23 protein-coding genes are annotated in these 22,953 nt (G+C 67.1%); 8 read left to right on the top strand and 15 right to left on the bottom strand.

Translation table 11 applies throughout. The annotated features are described in order from the left end of the window. A partial coding sequence (locus IPU70_RS31775; protein WP_207473675.1) for a carbohydrate-binding family V/XII occupies positions 1 to 2,435 on the bottom strand: 2,435 nt, incomplete at its 3' end. A 396-nt stretch (positions 2,436 to 2,831) separates the two neighbouring features. On the opposite strand from IPU70_RS31775, the gene IPU70_RS31770 reads away from it, so the two are divergent. From IPU70_RS31770 to IPU70_RS31750, 5 genes are all read left to right on the top strand, one after another. Then, the gene (locus IPU70_RS31770) at positions 2,832 to 4,010 is read left to right on the top strand and encodes a phage tail sheath subtilisin-like domain-containing protein (RefSeq protein WP_207473673.1); all 1,179 of its coding nucleotides are present in this window, start codon (positions 2,832 to 2,834) and stop codon (positions 4,008 to 4,010) included. Continuing rightward, the gene (locus IPU70_RS31765) at positions 4,007 to 4,594 is read left to right on the top strand and encodes an ATP-binding protein (protein ID WP_207473665.1); all 588 of its coding nucleotides are present in this window, start codon (positions 4,007 to 4,009) and stop codon (positions 4,592 to 4,594) included. The genes IPU70_RS31770 and IPU70_RS31765 overlap by 4 nt, the downstream gene beginning before the upstream one ends. After that, the gene (locus IPU70_RS31760; RefSeq protein ID WP_207473663.1) at positions 4,591 to 4,806 is read left to right on the top strand and encodes a hypothetical protein; all 216 of its coding nucleotides are present in this window, start codon (positions 4,591 to 4,593) and stop codon (positions 4,804 to 4,806) included. Before IPU70_RS31765 ends, IPU70_RS31760 begins: the two co-directional genes overlap by 4 nt. Positions 4,807 to 4,906: 100 nt before the next feature. Further along, positions 4,907 to 5,497 carry a hypothetical protein gene (locus IPU70_RS31755; protein WP_242702791.1) on the top strand — a complete coding sequence of 197 codons (591 nt, stop codon included), beginning with the start codon at positions 4,907 to 4,909 and terminating at the stop codon, positions 5,495 to 5,497. 89 nt (positions 5,498 to 5,586) lie between these two features. Beyond that, positions 5,587 to 6,000, top strand: a complete 414-nt coding sequence (locus IPU70_RS31750) for a DsrE family protein (protein WP_207473655.1) — start codon at positions 5,587 to 5,589, stop codon at positions 5,998 to 6,000. Here the strand turns inward: IPU70_RS31750 and soxB are convergent. From soxB to trpB, 12 genes are all read right to left on the bottom strand, one after another. After that, positions 5,985 to 7,694 (bottom strand): thiosulfohydrolase SoxB, encoded by a 1,710-nt coding sequence (gene soxB / locus IPU70_RS31745; protein WP_207473694.1) that lies wholly within the window; start codon positions 7,692 to 7,694, stop codon positions 5,985 to 5,987. The genes IPU70_RS31750 and soxB overlap by 16 nt on opposite strands. Positions 7,695 to 7,728: 34 nt before the next feature. Next, positions 7,729 to 8,235, bottom strand: a complete 507-nt coding sequence (locus tag IPU70_RS31740; RefSeq protein WP_207473654.1) for a TlpA disulfide reductase family protein — start codon at positions 8,233 to 8,235, stop codon at positions 7,729 to 7,731. A gap of 23 nt (positions 8,236 to 8,258) precedes the next feature. After that, the gene (gene soxX / locus IPU70_RS31735) at positions 8,259 to 8,915 is read right to left on the bottom strand and encodes a sulfur oxidation c-type cytochrome SoxX (RefSeq protein ID WP_013396028.1); all 657 of its coding nucleotides are present in this window, start codon (positions 8,913 to 8,915) and stop codon (positions 8,259 to 8,261) included. 10 nt (positions 8,916 to 8,925) lie between these two features. Then, positions 8,926 to 9,750 carry a sulfur oxidation c-type cytochrome SoxA gene (gene soxA, locus IPU70_RS31730; RefSeq protein WP_207473653.1) on the bottom strand — a complete coding sequence of 275 codons (825 nt, stop codon included), beginning with the start codon at positions 9,748 to 9,750 and terminating at the stop codon, positions 8,926 to 8,928. A gap of 87 nt (positions 9,751 to 9,837) precedes the next feature. Beyond that, on the bottom strand, positions 9,838 to 10,152 hold the full coding sequence (gene soxZ, locus IPU70_RS31725; protein ID WP_013396030.1) for a thiosulfate oxidation carrier complex protein SoxZ: 315 nt from the start codon (positions 10,150 to 10,152) through the stop codon (positions 9,838 to 9,840). 37 nt (positions 10,153 to 10,189) lie between these two features. Continuing rightward, the gene (soxY, locus tag IPU70_RS31720; RefSeq protein ID WP_041656212.1) at positions 10,190 to 10,657 is read right to left on the bottom strand and encodes a thiosulfate oxidation carrier protein SoxY; all 468 of its coding nucleotides are present in this window, start codon (positions 10,655 to 10,657) and stop codon (positions 10,190 to 10,192) included. Between the two features lie 40 nt (positions 10,658 to 10,697). Beyond that, positions 10,698 to 11,810 (bottom strand): c-type cytochrome, encoded by a 1,113-nt coding sequence (locus IPU70_RS31715; RefSeq protein ID WP_242702793.1) that lies wholly within the window; start codon positions 11,808 to 11,810, stop codon positions 10,698 to 10,700. A 40-nt stretch (positions 11,811 to 11,850) separates the two neighbouring features. Further along, the gene (gene soxC, locus IPU70_RS31710; RefSeq protein ID WP_207473651.1) at positions 11,851 to 13,206 is read right to left on the bottom strand and encodes a sulfite dehydrogenase; all 1,356 of its coding nucleotides are present in this window, start codon (positions 13,204 to 13,206) and stop codon (positions 11,851 to 11,853) included. 133 nt (positions 13,207 to 13,339) lie between these two features. Continuing rightward, the gene (locus IPU70_RS31705; protein WP_207473648.1) at positions 13,340 to 14,599 is read right to left on the bottom strand and encodes an NAD(P)/FAD-dependent oxidoreductase; all 1,260 of its coding nucleotides are present in this window, start codon (positions 14,597 to 14,599) and stop codon (positions 13,340 to 13,342) included. Next, positions 14,596 to 14,937, bottom strand: a complete 342-nt coding sequence (locus IPU70_RS31700) for a cytochrome c (RefSeq protein ID WP_207473646.1) — start codon at positions 14,935 to 14,937, stop codon at positions 14,596 to 14,598. The genes IPU70_RS31705 and IPU70_RS31700 overlap by 4 nt, the downstream gene beginning before the upstream one ends. A 173-nt stretch (positions 14,938 to 15,110) precedes the next feature. Then, positions 15,111 to 15,896 (bottom strand): tryptophan synthase subunit alpha, encoded by a 786-nt coding sequence (gene trpA / locus IPU70_RS31695; RefSeq protein ID WP_207473644.1) that lies wholly within the window; start codon positions 15,894 to 15,896, stop codon positions 15,111 to 15,113. Continuing rightward, positions 15,893 to 17,101: a tryptophan synthase subunit beta gene (gene trpB / locus IPU70_RS31690; protein ID WP_207473636.1), complete on the bottom strand. Its 1,209-nt coding sequence runs from the start codon at positions 17,099 to 17,101 to the stop codon at positions 15,893 to 15,895. Before trpB ends, trpA begins: the two co-directional genes overlap by 4 nt. Positions 17,102 to 17,217: 116 nt before the next feature. Here trpB and IPU70_RS31685 point away from each other — a divergent pair, with 116 nt between their 5' ends. The 3 genes from IPU70_RS31685 to IPU70_RS31675 all read left to right on the top strand — a co-directional run bounded on the left by IPU70_RS31685 (position 17,218) and on the right by IPU70_RS31675 (position 21,121). After that, positions 17,218 to 18,096: a LysR substrate-binding domain-containing protein gene (locus IPU70_RS31685; RefSeq protein WP_207473628.1), complete on the top strand. Its 879-nt coding sequence runs from the start codon at positions 17,218 to 17,220 to the stop codon at positions 18,094 to 18,096. 67 nt (positions 18,097 to 18,163) lie between these two features. Further along, positions 18,164 to 18,898 (top strand): hypothetical protein, encoded by a 735-nt coding sequence (locus tag IPU70_RS31680; protein WP_207473619.1) that lies wholly within the window; start codon positions 18,164 to 18,166, stop codon positions 18,896 to 18,898. 141 nt (positions 18,899 to 19,039) lie between these two features. Next, the gene (locus tag IPU70_RS31675; RefSeq protein ID WP_207473617.1) at positions 19,040 to 21,121 is read left to right on the top strand and encodes a PIG-L family deacetylase; all 2,082 of its coding nucleotides are present in this window, start codon (positions 19,040 to 19,042) and stop codon (positions 21,119 to 21,121) included. A 74-nt stretch (positions 21,122 to 21,195) separates the two neighbouring features. On the opposite strand, the gene IPU70_RS31670 is transcribed toward IPU70_RS31675, so the two are convergent. Together IPU70_RS31670 and IPU70_RS31665 are read right to left on the bottom strand one after the other, a co-directional pair. Continuing rightward, a complete protein-coding gene (locus IPU70_RS31670) occupies positions 21,196 to 21,957 on the bottom strand; it encodes an alpha/beta fold hydrolase (RefSeq protein ID WP_207473610.1) in 762 nt (253 codons plus the stop codon). A 37-nt stretch (positions 21,958 to 21,994) separates the two neighbouring features. Beyond that, positions 21,995 to 22,891, bottom strand: a complete 897-nt coding sequence (locus tag IPU70_RS31665) for a hydroxyquinol 1,2-dioxygenase (RefSeq protein ID WP_371819149.1) — start codon at positions 22,889 to 22,891, stop codon at positions 21,995 to 21,997. Positions 22,892 to 22,953 lie beyond the last annotated feature (62 nt).

Genomic DNA, 22,953 nt, shown 5'->3' with positions numbered 1-22,953 from the left:
TCCTGCCAGCCGCCGTCCATGCCGCCAGTGCGCTCGCTGGAATAATCACGCGCCTGGCGCTGGCCGTTCAGGTAGTTGCTGCCGGACTGCGCGCTGGGCTGCACCGGTTGCCAGCCCGAGCTGGTGTGCTGTTGCCAGCCATTGTCGTTGTGCTCGTAGACATTGCCGTTGTGGTCCGCATATACGTTGCCGTTGTTCCACGCCATGCCGCTGTCCGTGTTGCGGTCGTAGGTGGCGCCGCGCCGGTCCATGCTGCTGACGCCGTCACCGGCCGTGCCGGTGGCCGTGGCGGACGATATGGTGCTGCGGCCGGTGTTGGTGTTGGTGCGCACATCCTGGCGGCCGGCAGCCCATTGGCCGTCATCGTTGGCGACCACGCCCGCACGCCCCGCGCCCGATGCGCCCGTCGCGGGGTTGGTGTAGGCGTCGCGCCGCCCGGCGGCCGCATTGCCGGTGTACTCGTTGTAGGCCGCGCCGCGCGAGCCTTCGAAGGCCGCGCCGGTCTGCGGGTTATAGCCTTCGGCGTGCGTGCCTTGCCATTCGGTGCCGGTCCAGCCGTTCCATCCGGCCGCATGCGTGACCACGCCGGAACCGCCCCAGGCGCCGTAGACGTCCACCTGATTGACGTTGACGCCGCCCCAATGGGGCGCGCCCCAATAAGGGCCCCAATAGGGCGCGGCGCCGCCCCAGGTCTCTCCGGCGACGAAGCCGAAAGCGAAGCCGGTCGCGGTAGCGAAAGCCGCGTCGTAGCCGTAGCTAGGCGGATAGCCGACCCAGGTGTCCTGCACGATGACCGGCGGATAGGCGTAGCCCGTGCCGTACACCACGGTGCCGTCCGGACTGGCCACCACGCCCATGTAACCCGGCGTGTAGCCGAACACCACAGTCTGCGCGGTGGAGCCGTACACCTGCACGTAGGTGACATAGTGCAGCGGCGAGCTGACGGGTATGCCGTAGATGGCGGCCGGCACATGGTCGGCCACGCGCCACGGCCCTCGGGCCGAGTCCGATACGAACCACACGGCGCGCGACAAGGCGTAGTAGCGGCCCTCGGCCTGGATCACCGGCACCTGCGAATTGGCGGCGTAGTACAGCGCCGTACCCTGGATGGGCCGCAGCGCAGGCTCGCCGCCGGCATACTCGACCTGCAGCTTCGCCGCGTTGCGCGACACCGTGGCGGTCTGCGGGATGGTCGAGGCGATCAGCGCCTCCTTGGCCTGCGGCGTGCCAGGCACCGAAGCCAGCACGCCCGATTGCGGATCGTGCGCCGGAATCCGCGCGAAATCGCGCGGCAATTGCTTGCCCGGCACGAAGGACCAGGGACCGTCCAGGCTGGCGCCGCGGAACCAGCGGCCGGACACCAGCAGGTAGTAGCGGTTGTCGCCGGGATTCATGAACAGGGCATGATCGGCGTTGGCCACCGACAGCAGCGAGGTCCCCGGCACGGGCCGCATTTCCGGCTGGCCGACAGTCACCAACAACTCAGCCGGCGTGGTGGACGCCGCGATTGCAGGGGCCCGGTGCGGCGGCTTGCCGCCATGCGGCATCAAGGGGTCGGGCTCGGACTTGCGCCGCGCCGCGTCGGCGGCGGCCAGCAATGCGGAGGACGGCTGCGGGTGGTCCGTCCACGGCCCGGCGGCGCCGCGCGCTTCGTACCAATGGCCGGCGGCCTGCAGAAAGTAACGGTCCGCGCCATCGGCCAGTATCAGCGCGCGCGTATTGACCACCCGGCGCCAGCCCGCCGCGTCGGGCACCTCGGCCAGGACGGGCTCACCGTCTATCAGCACTAGCACGGTAGGCACCGTGCGGTAGATGATGCGCGGCGGCGCATTGTCCACCGGGACGGTCTTGGTGGCCGGATTGTTCTGGGACAGCGTGTAGCTGAGTTGCAGCGCATCAAGCTGCGTAACCACGCCCTTGGCGGGCAGGCGCGCTTCGAGCTGCTTGCGCAGCCTGTCGGCCTCCTGGGGCGCGGTGGGCACCTGCACGCGCTCGATCCGGAAGTCCGACAGATGCACCAGGCCGGCCGGCTTGTTGACCTCGGCCCGGGCGGAGAAGTCGGCCACGCCGTAGGTCGGATTGCCTTTGGCCGCGCCGACCGCCACCGCCATGCGGCCCGAAATACGATCGGCTTTCCAGCTATCGATCTGCGGTTGATAGAGTTCCACCCGCGAGCCGTCGGCGGCCTCGAAGCTGCGCGGCCACTGCAGCGAACGCGCGGCCTCAGCCTGGGCATCGGATTGTGGCGGCACCGCCTGGGCCGGGGTCTGTCCCTGCGCCTGCGCCGCGGCGGTCGGCGCGAGGCTGGCACCACAGGCCATGCCCGCCACGGCGAAAGCGAGCGCCAGACGTGAAAGACGCCCAGGCGGGCCTGCAATCGCTGACGACGTTGTCGGGAAATCACGCACGCGCCACAGTCGGGTCAGGCTATGCATATCGCGCTCCTCGTTGAGGGCCACGGCCGCCAGTCGGGCCCAGGCCACTCGGATTTCCCGCAGCGCCGTCGCCACGGGCCATGCGTCTGCCGGCCCCCCAATCATGCGTCCTGGCCGGGCCGGCTTTTGAATAAGCAACAGAACGTTAACACCGCTGAAAAGCTATTGCCCGCTTTTCTCAGACCTTCTATAAAACATCTCATCAGGGCTGCTGCTTTTGCCCGATTGCCTTTCCGCTGCAATCCAACTAGAAGCGCGGCGCAACGCCCGCCCCACGCCGGCACTCCCGCGCGTCGCGCCCAGGCCCGGACCTCTGTCCGCGGCATCCCGGCCGTTCCTCGAAGACTTTCCTGCTGCAAGCACACGCCGTCAAGTAGCCGTGGAAAGGAGCAGTTCATGGCCCCAGCCCTGAATCATCCCGGGGTGTATATCCAGGAAATGCCCGCGGGCGTACCCAGTATTGCTGGCGCGCCGACCTCGGTTGCCGCGTTCCTGGGCACGGCCGTGCGCGGACCGCTCAACCAGCCGGTCCGGATCCTGGGCTTTGCCGACTACGAACGCGAGTTCGGCGGCTTGGTCGAGGACTGCGAACTCGGCTATGCGGTGCTTCAATTCTTCCTTAACGGCGGCGCCGAAGCCTGGGTCGTGCGCGTGGAACTGCCCACGCACAACGGACCGCAGGATCTGCACGCCGCCTTAATCGGCCAGCCCGCGCAACGCCTGGGGCTCTATGCGCTGGACCAGGCCCATCCGTTCAATCTGCTATGCCTGCCCGGGGTCACGGACGGCGGCGTGCTTGCCGCTGCCGCGACCTACTGCAAGGAGCGGCGCGCCTTCATGATCGTCGATGCTCCGCCGGAGGCAGCCGATGCGGCCTCCATGGCGGCGGCGGTCATGGGCACGGCGCTGCCCAAGTCCGACCAGAGCGCGGTGTACTTCCCCTGGACCCGGACGGCAGATCCGCTGAAAATCGGCCAGCCCCGCCTGACGCCGCCCTGCGGCACCATCGCCGGCCTGTATGCCCGCACCGACGGCAACCGCGGCGTCTGGAAAGCGCCTGCCGGCATCGATGCCAGCCTCACCGGCGTCCTGTCCCTGGCCGCCACGGTCAGCGATGACGAGAGCCGGAACCTGAATGCGCTGGGCGTCAATTGCCTGCGCACCTTCCCCGGGCGCGGCGCGGTCTGCTGGGGCGCGCGCACCCTGCAGGGCACCGACCACTTCGCCTCGGAATACAAGTACGTCCCGGTGCGGCGGCTGGCGCTGCATCTGGAGCAATCGCTGCGCCGCGGCACGCAGTGGGCCACGTTCGAACCCAACGACGAACCACTCTGGGCGCAGATCAGGCTGAACGTCGGCGCCTTCATGAACGCGCTGTTCCGCCAGGGCGCCTTCCAGGGCAGCACGCCGCGCGACGCCTATCTGGTCAAGTGCGATGGGGAAACCACCACGCAGCACGACATCGATGAGGGCGTGGTCAACATCCTGGTGGGATTCGCGCCGCTCAGGCCGGCCGAGTTCGTGGTCATCCGCGTCCGACAACGCGCGGGCCGGACAGAAGGACAGCAGCCATGAACGCGCCAGCCGAATCGCGCATCCTCGCGCTGTGGGACACGGGCAGCCAGAGCCGCCCGCGCGCGCTGGCGCAGGCCGCCGAAGCGGCCGAGGCCCTGGCGCGGGAAACGGGACTGGAGCTGCGTCGCATCGACTTGTCAAAGATCGTCAGCAAGTACATCGCCGAGACCGAAAAGAATCTGAACCGCCTGTTCGAATCGGTGGAGCAACGCGGCGCCGTTCTGTTCTTTGACGAAGCCGACGCGCTTTTCGGCAAGCGCGCCGACATCAAGGATAGCCATGACCGCTACGCCAATATCGAGGTCAACTATCTGCTGCAACCCATGGAGTCATACCGCGGCCTGACGCTACGGGCCGCGGGTTTGAAGTCCAACCTGGACAGCGCATTCCTGAGGCGGTTGCGCCTCGTGGTCCAGTTTCCGGCCGCTGCGGCGGATCAGCGCGCGCGCCTTTGGAGCCGCGCTTTTCCGGTTGCGGACACCAGTACCGAAATCACCATGGCGCGCCTGCTACAAGCCGTCCGCGCCGAACCAAGCCAACATGCCCGGCCCTTGCCTGGCGCCAAGACGAGAGGATATCCATGAAACCCGTCATCAACGAGTATGTCCGCGAACTCAGCCACCCCGGCTACGACGCGGCCCGACGCAATGCCTTCGTCGCCGCCATGGTGAGCAAGCGGCTGATGCGGCGCACGACGGACCAGCGCGAGGCGGGCTCGGCCGACGCCGCGCGGACGAACGCTCTGGCCGACAGCGCCGCCAGCGCTGACGCGCGCGCCGGCAACGCCGAGACCTGAGTTTCGCGCGACCGCAGGATGGCGCTGCGTCCGCCATGGACGCAGCGCGCGCAGGCTTGCCGGCCTGGCTGGCACGGTATCATCAGGCCTGATGCGTAGCATGCAGCCGCAAGCATGCCACGCGTATCCCGCCCACATCCTGCATGACGCGATGAATCCCTTTATTTCGATCGGCATTCTGCTTCTAGGCGTTTTCGCCGCCATCGCTTACCGCTGGCAGCGGCAGCGCACGGCGGACGCTACAGGCCGGCGCCTCGGCAGCGATCTGCTCGCTGGCGGCGCGCTCTATGCCGTGGCCGCTCCCGCTATCGGCGGCGCTGGCGTCATCCTGGGCTTGACCGCAGCCACCCGGGATCCGGAGACCTTGCTCATGCTGCTCTATGGGCTGCCCTGGTTCTACCTCTTCGGTTTCGTGCCCGCCTTGCTGTGCGGCGTGGTGGCTGGGGCGCTGCGGCCGGCGCGTTCGTCGTGGCTCGCCTGCGTCGGGATGGCAGCCGTGGGCGCACTCTTTGGATTTGTCTTCCTGCTGGGCTTTGGCACCCACGAAAGGCCGTGGCAGGAACTCCTCGGCTTTCCCTTGACCGTGGGCGCCCTGCCCGGCGCCGTGAGCGCCTTCGTGTGCGCGCGCATCTTCTATGGCAAATCGCGCAGCAACAGCGCACCGGGCGGCGATGCGCCGCAAACGGCCTGAAGCCACGTAAGCACTTGCCCCATGGCGCGCATGCGCTGATATCATGGCCAGGCGCCGCGGCACCGCTGCCGCACCCACGGGAGGCAAGTATGTTCAAAAAGCTGCTGGCATTGATGTTGGGCATGGCATTGATGGGCACGGCAGGCGCCGCGCTGGCTGCGGACAAGGTCGTTTATCACGTCAACGACTCCGCCTCGCAGGCGCTTTCCGCGCTGCGCAACATGCGCAATCAGCTGGACACCGCGCCTGACACCTCCATCAAACTGGTGGCCCATGCCGACGGCGTCGACTTCCTGATGACGGATTACAAGGACGCGGCCCAGGTCGGTCCGCTGATCTCTGCTCTGGCCGCGCGCGGCGTGGCCTTCGAGGTGTGCGAGATCACCCTCAAAAACCGTAAGCTGGCCAAGGACGCATTCGTGATGGAAGCGGACTTCACGCCCTCAGGCGTGGTCCGCATCACCCGGCTGCAACACGAAGGCTATTCCTATATCAAGCCCTGATTGCCGGCGGCGCCCTTGACCTGGGGCTGGTTGGGACTTACCTGCGATATCGTCTTGCGGTCGCGCAGGTAGGCCGCCACCACATCCCATACGGGCTCGCCGGCAGCTCCTTCCGCCACGGGCGCCCACCCTGCCACCTTGTACTGCTTGTCGGCCTGGACAGGCGAGCCGCCCAGGCGCATGTCGCTGATGCGCGCCCCCGCCGCGCCCGCCGGATCGATCGCGTACTGCAGACCTCCCACGCGCACCATGTCGCCGCCCTGCTGGTAATAGGGATCTGGATTGAAAAGATTGTCGGCCACGTCTTCCAGGATGGTCTTCAGGGTGGCGCCGCTCATCTGCGTCACGGTGGTATGGGGATAAGTGATGGCGGTCTGGTCCAGCACGTTTTCCATGGTGATGGGCTGGCCTGGCAGCAGGCTGGTGCCCCAGCGGAATCCAGGCGAAAAGGCAATCTCCGCGCCCTTGACCTGCATCAGCGCATCCAGGATCACCTGATCGAAGGTGCCGTTGAAATTGCCGCGCCGGTACAGGGTTTCCTCGGTGGTGGCCAAGGGCTGCGACAGCTTCTGCGCATAGGGCGCGCGGATGCGCTCGACCAGCTCCGTCATGGCGGGGTCCGCCGGCAGGTACTGGGCGAACACCGGCATCAGCGTGTAGCGGAAGTCGGCCACCTTGCCGTCCTTTACGTCGAAATCCAGCACGCCGAGGAATTTGCCGTTGCTACCGGCGTTGGTGACCAACGTCTTGCCGCTGGCGTTCTGCACCGCCACCGGGGCGGGTACGCCGTCATGCGTGTGGCCGCCCAGGATCGCGTCCAGGCCGCGCACGCGGGATGCCAGTTTCAGGTCCACGTCCATGCCATTGTGCGACAGCAGCACCACGGCCTGCGCGCCCTTGCCGCGCACCTCGTCTATGGTTTCCTGCAGCCGCTGTTCCTGGATGCCGAAGGTCCAGTCCGGCACCATGTAGCGCGGGTTGGCGATGGGCGTGTAGGGAAACGCCTGGCCGATCACGGCCAGCTGCACGCCGTTCATTTCTCGCATGGAATAAGGCGCGAACACCGCGTCGCCGAAGTCGCTGGTCTCGACGTTCTGCGCCAGGAATTCGACCTTGTCCTTCAGGTCCTTCTCCAGCACTTCCTGCACGCGGTCGGCGCCCAGCGTGAACTCCCAATGCGCCGTCATCATGTCCACGCCCAGCAGCAGGCAGGCGTCCACCATGTCCTGTCCGCGGGTCCAGAGCGCGGTGCCCGAGCCCTGCCAGGTGTCGCCGCCGTCCAGCAGCAGCGCGCCCGGCCGCGTGGCCTTCAGACGCTTGATCAAGGTGGCCAGGTGGGCAAAGCCGCCGACCTTCCCGTACTGTCCCGCAGCCTGGGCGAAGTCCAGACAGGTAAAGGCGTAGGCCTGCGCCGAACCCGGCGCGATGCCATAGGCCTTAAGCAAATGCTCGCCCACCAGATGCGGCGCGCGGCCCGCGGCCTGCCCGAAGCCCAGGTTGACGCTGGGCTCGCGAAAGTAGATCGGCATGAGCTGAGCATGGCAATCGGTGAAATGCAGGAAGTGCACGTTGCCGAAGGCAGGCGCGTCGTAGAACGCCTGCGCGGCCTGCGCCGCCGCTCGCGGATGGTGCGACAGGCCCATGCCGCCCGCCGAGGCGACCGCCAGCATCTGAAGAAACTCGCGTCGATTGATCATCGGTCCAACCGTGTAAGAGGAAGGGAAGCGCTCAGGAGCGCGGCGTGGCGTGGCGCAGCAGTTCGAGCACGTCCTCCTCGAACATTTCGCCGGGTATGGCCTCAAGCAGCTTACCGTTCGCGTCCAGCACGAAGATTTCGGGAATGACGCGACGCTTGCCGAACACTGCGCGCAGGGCCTCGCTGTCCATGGCTACGCCGAAGGTGTAGCCATGTTTGGCGATGTAGTCGCGCGCGGCCTGCTCATCCTTGTCAATGCTGACCGTCAGGATGCGCAGGCCCTTGCCGCTGGCCGCGTCGGTGAGCTTCTGCAGATGCGGGTTCTGCCGCGCGCAGTAGGGACACCAGGAGGCCCAGTACTCCACCACCAGCGGCTTGCCCGCAAGATCGGCGGCGGACAGCCGGGTGCCGTCCAGCAGCTGCACGTCCGGCATCACGAGCTTGTCCCCGACCTTCGGCGGCGCCTGGGCATGGGCCGCCGCGGCGGCCAGCATGCCCGCGGCCAGCAGCAAGCGGCCGTATCTGGAAACAGCGTTCATGCGTCCTCCGCGTGCGGCAGCGTTCAAGGCTTGGCCTGGTCGTCATTGACGGCGGATTGCGGATCCAGCAGCAGCGCCATCACGTCCTTGAGTTGCTGTTCCGTCAGGATGCCGGCCGCGCCGAAGCGCGGCATGTTGGAACAGGGCATGGTGGCATGCGAGTCGTAGATCTTGTTCCAGGTGTAGGCGACCATTTCCTTGCTATTGCCGCGCAGCTTGCCGTACTGGTAGAGCGACGGGCCGATGTTGCCAAACGAAATCTCGGCCTTGGTCATCTGATGGCACGCATAGCAGTTGCCGCCGTTGATGGTCTTGGCCGTATCCGAGAATTGCAGGCCGCGGCCGTTCTGCGCCACTTTCTCGCCCTGCCGCCAATCGCCGATGTAGTTGCCGTCGGCGGGCGGCTTGACGTTGGCGGCGGCTTCCTGCGTGATCTTCAGGGCGGTGTCCGCCGGCATCTCGCCGCCTGCTTCGGCGATCGAACAGGCCCGCTGCATCGGCGACTGGTCAATCCGGTCCAACTTGGCGAGGCCGCGTTCGACGAATGAATCCTTCAGCTCCGCGACCAGCGCCTGGTGATCGACAGCCGCTTTCGGCGCCGGCTGCTGCGCTGCGGCGTTCGCCGCCAGAAGCAGGCCCAAGGCCGCCAGGCCGGGCCAGGTCGTGCGTATCTTGCGCATGATTCCCCCTTTACCGCTTGATGGCCGGGGCCATCATCTGGCCGCCGTTGGCGTTGACACCCAGGAACACGGTCAGGTCCACCGACGCGTCCGAACCGTACTTCAGCAAGGGCATGCGCTGCTGGCGGAAGCAGTCCTGCAGGCGCCATTGCATCGACCGCAATGCGCCTTGCGACACGCGATAGGCCGGCCAGCTGGCAAAGGCCGCGCGCGCGGGCTCCTGTTTGGTCAGGTTGGGCAGGTCCTGCAGACGGATGCGCTTGTTGTCGCCGGTATGGCAGGACGCACAGGAGAAATCGTACGGACCGCCGCGGTAGTAGAAGATGTCGCGGCCGCGCGCGTAGGCCGCCTGCTCCTTGGGATGACTCTGGGGCACGGCGATCTTCATGCCGCGCGACAGGCCTGCCACATACGCCACCAGCGCCTCGATATCGGTGGAGTACTGCCCGTCGCCCGAGAAGGGCTTCTTGGTGACCTCGGCGGCCTCCAGGCCTTGCAGCTGCACCATGCAATAGACCAGACGGCTCTCCAGGTCCATGACGCGGCCGGCATCCTCGAAGTAGCGAGGCAGCTGCGCATACGCGCCCTTGACCACGCCGGCGCCCTGGCCCAGGTCGCACTTTTCCAACGAGGCCTTCTTCGGCCCGCGGCTTTCCTTCCACAGATCCTCGCCCGCCATCTCGATCAGCTCGGCCGGATTGCCGTCGGCCAGCATTTCGCGGTACTGCGCGATGCCTTGCGCCGTGTCCTGTTCGGTCGCGGCCCCGGCGAACCTCGCCCCAGTCAGCGCGAAACCGGCCAGCGCACAGGCGGCGGCCATGCGTTTCCTATCCATGTATGTCTCCTCACGCGGTTGCCCTGCCGGCCTTGCGCGCCGGCGGGCGCTTATTGTTTGTCCGCCTTCCTTCACACATCCGAAACGCTAGGTCACCGTGGTGGTGTCCGTGCGGGTCGCGCCTTCGCTGTCTTTCCACGTGACGCTGACCTTGTCGCCCTTGGCGCCGCCCTTGAACTTGAACGACAGGAACGGGTCGCGCGAAACGGCCGGGCCCCATTGCGCCGCGAGCACCACCTTGTCGCCGTTCTTCACCACCACATCCTGGATGAAATGCGCCGGCACCACTTTGCCTTCGGCGTCCTTGCGCTGCCCGGTTTCCATGATGTGGCTCATCAGGACCTTCACCTCGATCACGCCGTCTTTTTCCGCGGCGCGGATCCGCATCGGCCTTGCTTCCATGTGCTGTCTCCTTGATTGCTCGTAGCCGCTGCGCGGATCAACCGCCGCAGCCGCCCAGGGTCACCTTGATTTCCTTGTGCGCGGTGTAGTACTTGCCGTCGGCCTTGACCAGGGCATACACGTCCGAGGTCTGGCCCATCTTCACGCGCGTCGCCACCTCGGGCTCGGTGCCCGCGGGCAGCGTGAAACTGGCAGCCAGGGCATTCGGGTTCTTGGTGACCAGGATGGAGATCTGCTCGGTGTTGGGCAGCTTGCTGACCGCCCCCACCGGCACCACCGCGCCGTTCTCGGCGATATCGGGAGCCACCAGCGTGATCTGGTCGCTGGCGACGGCGTCGCCCCCGCCCAGGGCCTTGATCACGTCCTGCATGCTCTTGGCATCGAAGGCCTGCTTGTTCCAGTCGGCCTGCACCGCCCAGGCCTGGCTGGGCCGCAGCAGGCCCGCCGCAACGGCCAGGCTGAGCACCGTGCCCAGGCCGACCACCTTGCGTCGTTGCCGATCGATGTGTTGTTGCGTCATAGCCGTCTCCTCTCTCCCTAAGGTTTCAACCCGGCGCGGGTGCGCCGGCCAGAATCCAGTCCACGATGCGTTTCAGGTCGTCGTCGCTGACGCCCGGATTCGGCGGCATCGGCATGGCGCCCCAGACGCCGCCGCCGCCCTTGCGGATTTTCTGGGTCAGCAGCGCATGCGCGTCGGCGTTGCCGCTGTACTTGGCCGCCACGTCGCGGTAGCTGGGTCCGATCATCTTGCGATCGGCGGCATGGCAGGCCACGCAAGTGCCTGATGTGGCCATGCGCGCGCCCGCCAGGTCGGTCGCACCCGCCGCCTTGCCCGGAGCGGCGGCAGACGAGGCGGCGGGACCGGCCGCGAGCGCCGGCTTGGCCGCGTCCGCCACCGCGAGAGTCTGGCTGGCATGCAGGCGCACGGCGTCGGCATTGCTGCCCGCGGCCCCGCTCAAGGGAGGCGCCAGCGTGTTGGCGCCACGCACGGGTCCGATCAGCCGGTTCTGCGCCGCAATGTCGCCATGGGCGTTGCGCGCGTAATCCGGCAGTTCGGACGAGACCTTGACGGCCTCGACGCAATTGCTCATGCAGGCCGTGTTCTGCGTGTCGGGCTTGTCCCCAGGCAGCCACATGCCATGCTCGCGCGTCATGCCGTTGCGGTTGGGCATGCGCGCCTGCACGTCGGCGATGTTCTTGTCGGAGAGCTCGAAATCCTCGGGCACGATTTCGCCGAGGTTCAGCAGGTAGGCCGTGACGGCGTAGACCTCGTCGGGCGACAGGGTCTTGGGATTGTCCCAGGGCATGGCGCGGTGGATGTAGTCCCACAGCGTGGAGACGGTGCTGACCTTCATCAGCGTGGTGCGCTGCGGCTGGGAGTTGCCGGCCAGGGCCGCGACGCGGCCGCTGCGGATGTCGTCGGCGGTGGTGCCGCCGACTATCGGCGTGAAGACCTCATTGCTTTCACCGAAGCTGCCGTGGCAGGAAGCGCACTTGCCCTCCCAGATATCGCCGCCGCGCAGCACCGTGCCGCTGCCAGGCGGCAGGCCCTTGAAATCCGGCCGCACATCGATGTCCCACGCCGCCACCTCGGCTGGCGTGGCGTCCCGCCCCACGCCGGGGAACTTCTCCGCTGCGTCTGCGCCCGGGGCCAGCATGGCCAGCCCCAGGCCCGTACAGGCCAATGCGGCGCGCAGGCTATTCAATGTGGACATTGCTCACCTCTCCGCTCTCGGCCACCCGCCACGATTGAATGCCGTTGTTGTGATAGATGGAGCGCGTGCCACGCACCTCGCGCAATTGGCCCGAACGCGGCTGGACGTAGCCGGTCTCGTCCTGGGCGCGGCTTTGCAGGATGACGGGCGAACCGTCCCAGACCCAGTCGATGTTGAAGCGCGTCAGGCATTTGGTCAGCACCGGCCCTTCCAGCCGCGCCGTGCGCCAGTTGCGCCCGCCGTCCACCGACACATCGACCTGCTTGATCTTGCCGCGGCCGGACCAGGCCAGGCCGGAGATGTTGCAGAAGCCCTTGTCCAGCAGCACCTGCCCACCCGAGGGCGTGGTGATGACGGACTTGCATTCCTGGATCGAGGTGTACTGGCGATGCAGCCCCCCAGGCATCAGGTCGACGTAGTGGATGGTCTCGTCCTTGGCGTTCCAGGGCTGGTCGCCGACTTCGATGCGGCGCAGCCATTTGACCCACGACACGCCCTGCACGCCCGGCACCACCAGACGTAACGGATAGCCATTCTCGGGCCGCAGCATTTCACCGTTCATGCCCCAGGCCACGATGGCGTCGTCCAGCGCCGCTTCCATCGAGATGGTACGCGTCATGCTGGAACCGTCGGCGCCCTCGGCCAGCACGAACTTGCCGCGCTTGAGGTCGGCGCCGCAGTCTTCCAGCAGCACCGAAAGCGGCACGCCGGTGAACTCGCAACAGGACAGCATGCCGTGGGTGTACTGCACCGTTGGAACCGCCGCATTGCCCCATTCCGGGCCGCTGTTGGCGCCGCATTCGATGAAATGGATGCGCGACACGGACGGCAGGCGCATCAGGTCGTCCATGGTGTAGACCTTGGGCTGCGCCACCAGGCCATTGATCATGAAGCGGTGCTGCGCCGGGTCGATATCCACCCAGCCTTGATGATGGCGTTCGAAATGCAGCCCGCTCGGCGTAATGATGCCGAACAGGCCTTGCAAGGGCGCAAAGGCGACCGAGGAGGCAGGCACCCGGGTCAGGCCCGGCGACTGGCGCCGCTGCAGGTTGGCTTCGTACTTCGACGGCACGCCGTAGGGCCGCGCGGCGACCGGCTGCCCCAGGGAGGTCGTCCAGGGCCGCGGCGTCAGGATCATCTCGTCGCCGCCCGCCTTCTGCGCCAGCGCATTGCCGCCCAAGCCGGCGGCCAGCGCGGCGCCCGCCGTCTGGAAGCTGCGCAGCAAAAAACCTCGCCGGGTGTCGTCCAGGCCATTGCGGGCAATGTCCTGCGCCAGATCGGCGGACACGAAATTCTCGGGCGCCTTGCGCAGGCGTCCCACTTTTGCCTCTCGATCCACCTTCCTCCTCCGTGGGTGTTACCCAGCTTCTTTATTTTCTGTAGTTATATGCAAATTATCTTTGCACATAAAGAAGCGGATTGGCACGCTGCGCCGCAACACCTGGCGGCGGCTGCACGGTCAAACAGAGGGATCAGCCCAGCATGTCGCCCCAGATTGCCTGGGCCCAGGCCTGGGCATCAGGAGTTTCCCTAGCGTTGGGTGCGGCCGACAATCCGCCGGCTCCGGCCACCGGCAGCATGGTCTTCGCCGCCGCGTCGTAGCGATGCACGCTGGCCACGTGCATGACCTCGCGGTCGGAGGTGTAGCTGTAGCAGGTGTTGGCATACAGCGGCAGCGGATTGACGCCCCCGCCGCCAAGCAAGGCCAGCACGGCCGCGGCGCAGGTCTTGCCGTGCTGGTTGGCCATGTGGCCGGACTTGGGCATCGCCGGCGCGACCTGGATCGCATCGCCCAGCACATGGATGCCGGGCACGGCCAACGATTCGAAGGTCAGGAAGTCCACCTCGCACCAGGCGTCATTGGCCGTGGCCAGGCCGGCGTCCACGGCGATAGCCGCGGCGCGCATGGGCGGCACCACGTTCAGCACGTCGGCCCGTATGGTCTCGCCCAGTTCAAACTGCACGCTCAGGCCGGCGGCATCCACCGCGACCGCCTCGAACTGCGGGGTGTATTCGATGTAGTCCGCGTAGGAATCGGCCCAGGCGCGGCGAAACAGCGCGGCCTTGGACGTGATGTCGGCGTTGGCGTCGAACACCAGCACCTTGGAGCGCGGCTTATGCTGCTTGAAATACCACGCCACTTGGCAGGCCCGCTCGTACGGAGCGGGCGGGCAGCGGTAAGGCGCCAGCGGGATGGTCAGCACATAGTTGCCCCCATCCGGCATCGCCTCCAGCTGGCGTCGCAGAGCCGCGGTCTGCGCGCCCGCCTTCCAGGCATGCAGGACTCGTTCCCGCGCGCCCGGCGCGTCCATGCCGTCGACGCGCTGCCACTGCATGTCCACGCCGGGCGAGAGAATCAGACGGTCATACGACAAGCGCTCGCCACTGGTCAGCCGGACCTGCCGGGCCGCCGCATCAATGGCCAGCGCGCGGTCGCGCAGCAGGCGCACGCCGTGGCGCGACAGGCCGTCCCGGGCGACGGTGATGTCGGCCATGGACTTGCTGCCTCCCAGCACCAGATTCGACAGCGGACAGGAGACGAACACCGGGTTCTCATCGACCAGCGTGACATCGACCGCGCCCGCGCCCAGCAGCCGCAAATAGCGTGCGGCGGTGGCGCCGCCATAGCCTCCGCCCACCACCACCACGTGCGGCTTGGCGGCCCGCGCGATGGGTGCAGCAGCCAGGGCGGCGCCAGCCGCCGCGGCCAGCAGGATGCTGCGCCGCTTCATGGAGCCGCCGCTGCGGGCTGCGCGGCAAACCAGCCGGCGATACGGACGATCTCGGCATCGCTATAGCCCCGCGCGATCTGGCCCATGACGCTGCCCTCGGACGCCGCTTGCGCGAGCCTGCGCATGCGCGCGGCGATCCAGTCGGCGGGGCGTCCTTCCAGCGGCGCAATGGCCGCTGCCGGCCGCGCCGCGGGCGCATGACAGGTGACGCAGGCAGCTGCCCAGGCCTGCGCCTGCGGGTCATTTCCTGCGCCGATGGACGGACTGCTCCAAGCAGCGGGCAATAGCGCGCAAACCAGCGCCGCGCTTGCGGAAGGACGTAAGGGCAGGCCGGGCATGATGGGTGACCGCTCCCGAGGATGTCCGCATGTAGCGGATCGGAATGGCGGCGGGCAAGGCCAAGCTGTCCCGCCGGGGAGGCCAAGTATGTCCTTGACTGCGCCTGGCGTGCAAGCGCACGCCGCATACGGAGGTCCATGCGATAACGCTTGGAACCCTCAGTATTCTTCCTTCACTGCCGCAGCGCCGCCGCCAACCCCCGCACCTCGTCCAGCGCGCCCGCCACGCCTTGCTCCGCCAGCACCTGGGCAAGCCGTGAACCGACGACGACCAGATCGGCATGCCGGGCCACGAGCCGGGCCTCGTCCGGCGACCTCACCCCAAAGCCCGCGGCCACCGGCAGCCGCGTATGCGAACGCAAGCGGTCCAGATCCTGGGCGATGCGGCGCTCGTCGGGCAGGTCCGCGCCCGTCGTGCCGGCCAGCATGATGTGATAGACGAAGCCGCTGGCGTCGCGCAGCAGCCCCGCCAACCGCGCGTCCTCAGACGTCGGCGCGGACATGCGGATCAGGTGCAGGCCATGTGTGCGCGCCTCCCTCCCGATGTCGTCCGCATGTTCGACCGGCAGGTCGATGATGATCAGGCCGTCCACGCCCGCGGCGGCCGCGTCCTGGATGAATATCTCAACGCCATGACGCAGGATGGGATTCAGATAGCCCATCAGCACCACAGGCGTTTGCGCGTCGGTATCGCGGAACTCGCGCACCAGAGCCAGCGTGCGCTTCAAGGTCTGGCCGCCGGCCAGCGCGCGGACGTTCGCCTGCTGCAGCACGGGGCCGTCCGCGACCGGATCGCTGAACGGCATGCCGAGTTCGATCACGTCCGCGCCCGCCGCGCGCAAGCCGCGCAGCAGTTCCAGACACGCGGCGAGATCGGGGTCGCCCGCTGCGAAGTAGGTAACCAGGCCGCTGCGTCCGGATTGGCGCAGCGCGGAAAGGGTTTGATCCAGCCGTGTCATGCCGCCACCTCGCCAAATTGCGTCACCGTGTCCATGTCCTTGTCGCCGCGCCCGCTCAAACACACGACCAGGATCTCGTTGCGCACCATCCGCGGCGCCAGCTTGCGCACATAGGCCAGCGCATGCGCGCTTTCCAGCGCGGGCAGGATGCCTTCCTTGCGCGTCAGCCAATGAAAGGCAGACACCGCCTCGGCGTCCGTGACGGACACGTAGTCCACGCGCTTGCGGTCATGCAGCAAGGCGTGTTCGGGACCCACGCCCGGATAGTCGAGCCCGGCCGATATCGAATGCGCACTGACGATCTGGCCGTCGTCGTCCTGCAGGTAATAACTGCGGCAGCCGTGCAGCACGCCTTCGTGGCCGGCGCTGATGCTGGCCGCATGCGCGCCGCTAGCCAGGCCCAGCCCGCCTGCTTCGACGCCGTACAGGCGCACGTCCGCCAGCTCCAGGAAGGGATAGAAGAAGCCCATCGCGTTGGAGCCTCCCCCCACGCAAGCCACCATGGCGTCGGGCATGCGCCCGGTCTTGGCCGCGATCTGCTGACGCGTCTCTTCCCCGATCACTTTCTGGAACTCGCGCACCAGCCAGGGGTAAGGATGCGGGCCGGCGCCTGTGCCCAGCAGGTAGTACGTGTCGGCGGGATGCGCGATCCAATCGCGCAAGGCCTCGTTCATCGCATCCTTCAGCGTGGCGGTGCCGGCATGCACGGCGCGCACCTCGGCGCCCAGCATGTGCATGCGGCGCACGTTGACGGATTGGCGCGCCATGTCCTCGGCGCCCATGTAGACCACGCAATCCAGGCCGAACAAGGCGCAGACCGTGGCAGTGGCCACGCCGTGCTGCCCCGCGCCGGTCTCGGCGATGATGCGGCGCTTGCCCATGCGGCGCGCCAGCAGGATCTGCCCCAGGCAGTTGTTGATCTTGTGCGCGCCGGTGTGGTTGAGGTCTTCGCGCTTGAGGTACACCTGCGCGCCGCCCAGTTCCTCGGAAACACCACGGGCCAGGAACAGCGGGCTCGGCCGGCCAACATAATCGGCCAGCATGCCGCGATAGGTCTGCCAGAAGTCCTCGTCCGACAGCGCCGCCTTGAACTGGCGTTCAAGCTCGTCCAGGGAGGGAACCAGCGTTTCGGGCATGTAGCGGCCGCCGTAGGGGCCGAATTGGCCGCGATTATCGGGAGCGGCCGGATGGATGGCGGATGGCATAAGGAAGAATCCCTTGGCAAGATGATGAGGATTTTTCCTTATGCTATCTTCATAAAAAACTTATTTGAATCAATGATTTGTTTACGATGCACGTAAGCTGAACTAACAAACTGACCATGAGACGGCTGCCCTCCCTCAATGCCCTGCGCTTCTTCGACAGCGCGGCCCGCCAGGCCAGTTTCACGCTGGCTGCCAAGGAACTCTGCGTGACCCACAGCGCGGTCAGCCAGCAGATCCGGCAGTTGGAAGAATGGCTGGGCTGCGCCTTGTTCGAGCGTCGCGCCGGGCGCGTCCACCTGACTGCCGCGGGCCTGGACCTGCAACGCGCCGCCCATGACGCCTTCGACCAGCTGGAACGCCGCTGCGATGAACTCAAGCGCCGCACTCAGCCGGCCGAGCTGGCGCTAGGCGCGCCTGCCAGTTTTCTGTCCAACTGGCTGATCCCGCGGCTTGAGCTTTTCGAAGCCCAGCATCCGGACATCCGCGTACGGCTGCAGACCGCCGCCGACGCGGCTTTGCTGAACACGCAGCGCGTGGACGCGCTGATCCTGGCCGGACGCGCCTGGCCGCAAGAATGGGACGTCACGCCGCTCTTCGCCGAAACCACAGGGCCGGTCTGCACCCCGGCCCAGGCCGCGCGTATCCGCAACGCGGCCGATGTGCTGGAGGCGCCGCTGCTGCACACCTCCTCGCGGCCCGACGCCTGGAAGGATTGGGCGGCGCGCCAGGGCATCGCGCTTGCGCCACGGCAGCCGGGGCGCGAATTCGACCACCTGGGCCACATGCTGGAAGCCGCCGCCGCCGGCCTGGGCGTGGCCATCGCCCCCGCGGTGCTGGTGGAGTCCGACCTGCATCGGGGCCGGCTCGCCGCCCCGCTGGGTTTCGTTGAAAGCGGCGCGGCCTTCAGCCTGTGTTTGCGCAAGGATGCGGTGCGCGCCGATGCCGCGCACGAACGCTTGCGCGACTGGCTGCTGGCCAGCGCCGGCGCGGACTGATCCCGCCCGTAAGGCACACGCTTACGAGTTACCCTTGCGCGTCACGCCTCCCGTCCGGAACCTACCCATGAAGAAAATCTGCGCGCTGCTGGGCCTGCTGCTCCCCGCGCTGGCCAGCGCCGCCTACAGTCTTTCCGCCACCGAGGCGGCGGTACTGGACGCGGTGTTACGCGACGAACTCAACACTTACACGCAAGGCGGCAACAGCCTCATCGGCGCACGACTCGGCCTGCCCGCCGCGACCGCCGAGACCGTGTCCCGAGCCTATGCCAACGGGCCGACTGCGCGCTTTCCCGCCTCGCTGGACTTGACCATGCTGATCGCCGGCCCGGTCGCCGCCGGAGCCTCGGACGGACAGATCGTGTCGTTCGCTACCTCCGGCTCGCCGACGGTCCGGGCGCACTTGCCTGCGGGCCTCGCGCCGGCCGGACATCTGGCCCTGGCATGCAGCCGCATGGAATGGGCGGACGGCTCTCCCACCTTCATGGACTGCCGCGACGGAACCCTCGCCGGCAAAGAAGAGACCGACCGGCTGAAGGCCGATCTGGACAATTTCTACCAGGGCAAGCCGACTACCGTCCAAGTGTCCCAGCTTGCCGTCAACATATCGGTGTACGCCAGCCTGCTGACGCCCGGCCACGGCTGCCCGAAGAACATCGACACATGCCGCCAGGCCATCCAGGCCGTCGACGGCGCGGCCCAGAGCAAGCAACTGCCCATGGTCGTGCAGCGTTTCCAGCAGGCCGGGCTGGACCTCAGCCCGTACCAGCGCGATAAGGCCGCAGCCAAGCCGGGCCGCTAGCGCGGCGGGCCGGTCGCGCCGCGCCAAAACGGGGCCACAGCGCGGCCTGTACCGCCCCCCCATTTATCGTAATCGCGCGCCGCTATACTGGTCCCACCTCAATACCCCTTACGCGCCGCGCCTTTTCTGCTGCGCCCCGTTATGCACGTCTTGTTGGCCATGCTGCGCCCCCTTGGCCGGGCGCTACTCTGTACCGTCGCCACCCTGCTTTCCGCCCACGCGTTCGCCGCCCCGCCGACGCTGGCGCAATGCCACGGCATCAAGGACATGGCGTTCGTCGCCCACCTGGACGACGACCTGTTGTTCATGAACCCCGACATCGTCTCCAACATCCAGGCAGGCGGCTGTGTGCGGCTGGTCTACCTGACCGCCAGCGATGCCGGTGAAGGCGAGAGCTACATGCTGGGCCGCGAACGCGGCGTGCGCTCCGCCTACGCCTACATGGCTCATCAGCCGGACGAATGGAAGGAAGACACCGGCGCCGCCGGCGGACACCGCATCGCGCGCTTTACTCTCAAGGGCAATCCGCGCGTGCAACTGTGGCACATGCGCCTGAAGGACCCTTGGTTGGGCAAGGGCTGGGGCAGCCTGACGCCGCTGAGCCGCACCGAATCCGAACCCGGACAGAACGTCGACACACTGGGTCCCTACGCCGCATCCTATACGCGCGAACAACTGATCGACACCCTGGCCGATCTGATCCGCCAGTACGCCCCGACCACGGTGCGCCACCTCGACGACACCATCACCGTGCCGTACACGCAGCTGTGCTGGCGCTGCGCCGGCCACGGGCATCCCGACCATATCGCCAGCGCGCGGCTGGCGCGCGAGGCCATGCTGCGCGCGCCCGGCAACTACGCCGAAATGGGCTATGTCGATTACCCCAGCCAGGAGCGCGCCACCAACCTCACCCAGGCAGAGATCGCCAGCAAGTCGCTGATCTTCCAGCACTACGCCTGGAACGACTACCACTATTGCGCCGGCCCCACCGGCTGCAAGGAACCCGCCGGCCCCGCCGCCGCATGGGTGCAGCGGGCCTATTACGTGTCGCGCCAGGACATCGCGCCGCAGCTCTACCCGGACGGGCGCGGCGGCCTGGTGGTGTACGCCGCCGGCGAAACCAATGGCGCCGTCAATCGCTGGGACGCGGGCCAGCGCCGCTGGCAAAGCCTGGGCGGCCGCACCAGCGGCCCGCTGGTCTCGTTCACCCATGCCGACGGCACCGCCGGCCTGATGGCCCGCGACCCGCTGGGCGGCGTATGGGCGAACAAGCAGCGCCACGATGGCACCTGGCAAGGCTGGCAGGCCCTGGGCGGCCTGCGCGTGACCCAGATTCCGGCGGTGGCGCCGCGCGGCGAAGCCGCCGCCGTGGCGCTGGGCTACGACGGCCTGCTGCACTGGATCACGCCGTCCGGCGTGGACGGCAGCTGGAGCACCTGGCAGGACCTGCCGTCGCTGGAAGGCGTGACCGGCGCGCCCGCCGCGGCGCTGGGCGGCGATGGACGCTACGTCATCTTCGCCATCACCTCTGCAGGCGAGCTCTACTACACCCGCCAACTGCCGGCCGCCAAGGGCCAACTCCCAGACTGGCAGGATTGGCGTCGCGTGCCCGCGCCGCAGGCAGCCGGCGGACTGGCTGCGATCCGCAATCACCAGAGCCGCGTCGAACTCTATTTCCGCCAGCGCGGCAGCAACCATCTGACGCGGCTGATGGAGACGGGCGACACCACCGATCTCGACATGGACTGGGGCTCCCCCACCGACATAGGCGTGCCCTACATCGGCCGCCCGGCCATCAGCGCCGACGCCAGCGGCAACGTCATGGTCGCGCTGCTGGAACGTGCGGGCGGCCAGCTCTGGCTGGTGGAGCACGGACGGCCGGCCAAGCTGGACGCCGCAGCGGCCTCGCCGCCCGCGATCAACCTGGTCAACGGCACGCTATACATCGTCGCCCGCGCCACCGGCGGCCCGCAGCGCTACGAGGTGCTGTCGCGCCACGATGGCAACTGGACCCACGGCTTGACGCTGGATGGCGTGCCATCCGCTGGCGGCGGCCCCTTCGAAACCGTGGCCGCACGCCCCATCGACCTGCCCAAGCTCGGCGCCAACGACGCCAATAAGGCGGCGGTAGTGCGGCCGTCCGTCGAAGATCCAGGCTCGCTCAGTGTGGGCCGCATGCCGACGCAGGCGTCGCAGGCGGCTACGCCCACCCAGCTGCGGTAGGCGGCGCGAACGCGCGACGTGTTCCTGGCGCCGGTCACTGGCGAACCTCGCCGGCTCGCGAGCCGGCGGGCGGACTATCCGCCGCCCCTCTCAAGAAATCTCTCAACGAAAGAGACCGTGGCAGCCGGCGCCTCGACATGCGGATAGTGCCCCGCGCCTTGAACGACCTCTATGACAGTCTCCGCATAAATGGCCGATATCTTTTCCCGGGCGACCTGCTCACCGCAAGCAGGATCGAATTGCCCGACCAGCGCCAACATGGGCAAGGCCAGAATCCTGGCATCGTCACTGACATCGGTATGGCTGACATCCTTGGCATAGGACGCGAATGCGTCCGGAGCTATCTGGTCGAAAGTCGCCGCGACCAGCTCGCGCGCGAAGCCCTCCGTGTATCGATCTGCCGTTCCCGCAACGACAAGCAGCTCCCGGCTTTTGGGGTCGCGCGCCGCATCCTTCAACAGTGCCGCCCGCTCCGCATCGGGCTTCGTTCCCTTCGCGCTCACACCCGCAATGGAGAGGATGGAAGCGACCCGTCGAGGCATGGCGATCGCCACCATCTGCGCGGTCAACGCGCCCATCGAATGCCCTCCGACCGAGAACTTCTGCCAACCAAGGAATTCCACCAATTTGCAAGCGTCGATGACAGCTTCGCGCAATGTGAACAGGCCCGCCAGGTTCTTCGATGCGCCGTACCCCCGGTAGTCGACCACTGCATACTGGTAGCGTTCAACATCGGCGTACTGGAGGGCCTCGTCGAACGCATTCTGCGTTCCGAGCAAGCCGGGAAACAGCAGCACCTTCTGCAAGCCGTTCCCGATCAATTTGTAGGATTTCATTGTTGAGTCTCGGTTGCCATGGCCACGCCGGCCGGCATCAAATGTGAATCGGATCGTCCCGCTGCATCAGCGCCAGGACTTCGTCGCGCGAATATCTTGCCGCCAACTCCGGCGCTATCATCAACTCGCTGCCCAGGCTGTCCTCGTCTTCGTCCATCTTGAAGCCCAGCGACTTGGTGGCCTCGAACATCACGCCGCCGGGCGTGCGCACATAAATGGATTCGAAATAACCTCGGTTCTTCCTGTCGGAAAAGTCGGTGTATCCCATGCCTTCGATATCGAACTTGACGCTGGCTTGAGCGTCATAGTCCGCGACGTCGAAGGCGCCGTGATGCACGATCCCCTGCCCCAGGGTCCAGGTTCCCTGGCGCATGTCGGGCTCATGCGCGATGTCGATCCGTTTGCCGGGCCCGCCGTCTACCGCCTCGTAACGCTTGAACTTTCCGTCCGACCGGGTCAGGCGGAATTTCCACGCCACCTTGAGGAAGTCCTCCATGTCCTCCAGTTCCCGGACCGCGGCCATCCAGTTGTGGAAGCCGCGCACGGCATACTGCTGCGGCACATACTCCGACTTCCATGCCGGACGCAGATCCGTGGGATCCTCGACGAGTTCGAAATCGATGCCGGCGTGGACGAAACGGATGTACTTCTCTCCGAACCGCTCGGACTCTCCCGCGACTTGAACCTTGCTCCGCGCCAGGTGCTCACGCCAGAAATCCAATGACCCCGCGGGAATGGAATAGGCGATCGCCGTGAACTGGCCCGATCCCTTTCTGCCGAGCAGGCCGGTGCGCAGCATCGGAAATGTCGTCATCACCGTGCCGGGCGTTCCCGCCTCGTCGGAAAAATACAGGTGATAGATCGGAATCCGTCCGTCGAAAAAAAACGTTCGCTTGATGAAGCGCTGCCCCAAAACCTTGACGAAAAAATCCACGTCTTCCTGCGCGCTTCTCGTGCACAGCGTGATGTGGTGCAGGCCAAGAATCTGCTCGTCTC

It is taken from the genome of Achromobacter sp. SD115 (assembly GCF_017355315.1).
GTDB lineage: Bacteria > Pseudomonadota > Gammaproteobacteria > Burkholderiales > Burkholderiaceae_B > Achromobacter > Achromobacter xylosoxidans_B.
The sequence above is the reverse complement of the archived record's forward strand: the minus strand, read 5'-3'. Positions and strand labels throughout refer to the sequence as shown.